3 protein-coding genes are annotated in these 3,127 nt (G+C 68.3%); all 3 read left to right on the forward strand.

Features of this window, described 5'->3' with window-relative positions; genetic code table 11:
* Positions 1–660 (forward strand): FadR/GntR family transcriptional regulator (locus AC1DOC_RS26195; RefSeq protein WP_478130792.1); only part of this gene is annotated, 660 nt, incomplete at its 5' end.
* A 175-nt stretch (positions 661–835) separates the two neighbouring features.
* A complete protein-coding gene (locus AC1DOC_RS26200; protein ID WP_018903535.1) occupies positions 836–2,158 on the forward strand; it encodes an MFS transporter in 1,323 nt (440 codons plus the stop codon).
* 16 nt (positions 2,159–2,174) lie between these two features.
* Entirely contained in the window at positions 2,175–3,098 is a 924-nt protein-coding gene (ltnD, locus tag AC1DOC_RS26205; RefSeq protein WP_015867885.1) for an L-threonate dehydrogenase, read from the forward strand.
* Positions 3,099–3,127 lie beyond the last annotated feature (29 nt).

Below are 3,127 nucleotides of genomic sequence, written 5' to 3' on the forward strand. Positions count from 1 at the left end.
GAGAGCGCGCTGGCCGAGCAGTTCGGCGTGAGCCGCACGGTAGTGCGCGAGGCGGTGTCGCGGCTCAAGTCGCTGGGGCTGCTCGATTCCCGCCAGGGCAGCGGCGTGTACGTGCGCGCCGCGGGCGTGGAGCCGCTGCGCTTCGAGATGCCGCACGTGGCCTCGCGCGAAGCGGTGATCCAGATGGTCGAGCTGCGCCGCGCGCTCGAAGCCGAGGTGGCCGCGCTCGCGGCCGAGCGCCGCACCCCTGAAGACGTGCAGCACATCCGCGATGCCATCGACGCGCTGCATGCGGCCGTGGCCGCGGGCGGCAACGGCGCCGAGGAAGACGTGCGCTTTCACCGCGCCATTGCCGAGGCCGCGCGCAACCCGTTCCTGGTCGGCACGCTGCAGTACCTGCGGCAGTTCCTGCACGGCGCCACGCGCGTCACACGCGCCAACGAGGCGCGCCGCGCCGACTTCGCGCGCGAGGTGGCGCAGGAGCATGCGCGCATCGTCGAGGCCATCGAGGCCGGCGATGCGCTGCGGGCGCGCGAGGCGGCCAAGTCCCACATGGACAACGCGATCCGCCGCATCGAGCAGGCCGACCCCGCCTTCTGGCAGCAGGAGGGCGCGCAGCTCGCGCGGCCGCTGGTCGAAGGCTGGCCGCTCGGCAGCTGAGCGGCCGCGACACACAAGCTCACCAAAAAGGCGCTGCGGACGAGGGCGCCTGCGGGTTTACCCGAGGCAAAGCTCCGAGGTCAAATTTGTATGATGACCTGACAAATAAGGCGACGGCCGCGCGAGCCAGCGGCGGCAAGGCCTCTTTCTCATCCAAAGCGGGACAAACCTTCTCATGACTTCCTCCACCCTACCGGTCGGCGCACTGCCCGTGCCCGCCGACGCCGCGCTCGAGAAGCGCACCTATGCCAAGGTGTTCTGGCGCCTGGTTCCCTTTTTGATGCTGTGCTACGTGGTCGCCTACCTCGACCGCGTGAACGTGGGCTTTGCCAAGCTGCAGATGGGGCAGGACCTGGGCTTCAGCGAAACAGTGTTCGGCCTGGGCGCGGGCATCTTCTTCCTCGGCTACTTCCTGTTCGAGGTGCCGAGCAACCTGCTGCTCAACCGGGTGGGCGCGCGCATCTGGATCGCGCGGATCATGATCACCTGGGGCGTGCTGTCGGCCTGCTTCGTGTTCGTGGAAACGCCGAGCAGCTTCTACATCCTGCGCTTTCTGCTCGGCGTGGCGGAGGCGGGCTTCTATCCCGGCGTGATCCTCTACCTCACGCACTGGTATCCGGCGCACCGGCGCGCGCGGATCATCGCGGTCTTCATGTCGGCCATTCCGGTCGCGGGCATCTTCGGCAATCCGCTGTCGGGCTGGATCATGGACGCCTTCCACGGCGTGTCGTCGATGCACGGCTGGCAGTGGATGTTCATCATCGAGGCCGTTCCGGCCGTGCTCGTCGGCGTGATGGTGCTGCTCTACCTGGACAACGGCATCCAGCATGCACGCTGGCTCTCGCCCGAGGAAAAGAGCCTGCTGCAGCGCGAGGTCGAGCGCGACCAGGCGCATGGCGCCAAGGGCCCGCACTCGGTGGCCGCCATGTTCCGCGACATGCGCGTGTGGTGGATGGCGCTCATCTACTTCGCCTTCGTGATGGGCCAGTACGCGCTCACCTTCTGGCTGCCCACGCTGGTCAAGGCCACGGGCGTGAAGGGCAACCTGCACATCGGCCTCTTGAGTGCCATTCCGTTCATCTGCGCGATCGTCGCGATGAATCTCTTCGGCCGCAGCGCCGACCGCCGGCAGGAGCGCCGCTGGCACCTGATCGTGCCGGCGCTGATGGGCGCGGTGGGCTTCACGGTGGCGGCGTCGTACACGCAGAACACGGTCGTGTCGCTGGCCTTCCTCTCGCTCGCGGCGGCCGGCGTGCTGACCTGCGCGCCGCTCTTCTGGTCGCTGCCCACCGCCTTCCTCTCGGGCACGGCGGCGGCGGCCGGCATTGCGGCCATCAATTCAGTGGGTAATCTTGCGGGGTTCGCGAGCCCCTACCTCATCGGCTACCTGAAGGACCTGACGGGCAGCACGCAGATCGGCATGTACGTGCTGGCCGGTGCGCTGGTGCTCGGGGCCATCGGCGTGTGGCTCACGCCCAAGCAACTCGTCAACAGATGATCGAAAGAACCCTCACATGACTTCCAACACCCCAACACCCGCCGTCGGCGTCGTGGGCCTCGGCGCCATGGGCAGCGGCATGGCGCAGTCGCTGCGCCGCGCGGGCTACGAGCCGCACGTGTTCGACGTGCGGCTGGACGTGGCCCACGCCTTTGCGCGCGACGGCGGCGTGGCCTGCGACACGCTGGCCGCGCTCGGCGCGCAGTGCGACATCGTGGTTTCCGTGGTGGTCAATGCGGCGCAGACCGAATCGGTGTTGTTCGGCGATGGCACCACGCCCGGCTGCGCGGCGTCGATGAAGCCTGGCAGCCTGTTCGTGATGTGCTCCACCGTCGACCCGAACTGGTCGGTCGCGCTCGAGGCGCGCCTGGCCGCAAAGGGCATCCTGTACCTCGACGCGCCGATCTCCGGCGGCGCCGCCAAGGCCGCGAGCGGCCAGATGACGATGATGACCGCGGGCACGCCCGCGGCCTACGAAAAGGCCGGCGCCGTGCTCGACGCGATGGCGGCCAAGGTTTATCGTCTGGGCGACCGCGCAGGGGCGGGCAGCAAGGTCAAGGTCATCAACCAGCTGCTGGCCGGCGTGCACATTGCCGCGGCGGCCGAGGCCATGGCGCTGGGCCTGCGCGAAGGCGTGGACCCGGCCGCGCTGTACGAGGTCATCACGCACAGCGCGGGCAACAGCTGGATGTTCGAGAACCGCATGGCGCACGTGCTGGCGGGCGACTACACGCCGCTGTCGGCCGTCGACATCTTCGTGAAGGACCTGGGCCTGGTGCTTGACGTGGCGCGCGCCAGCAAGTTTCCGCTGCCGCTCTCGTCCACCGCGCACCAGATGTTCATGCAGGCCTCCACCGCGGGCTTCGCGCGCGAGGACGACAGCGCGGTCATCAAGATTTTCCCCGGCATCGAACTGCCGGCTGCCGACAAGAAAGCCTGAAGTCAAAGGAAGACAAGCACCATGAACAT

It is taken from the genome of Variovorax sp. 01T439_2 (assembly GCF_056398445.1).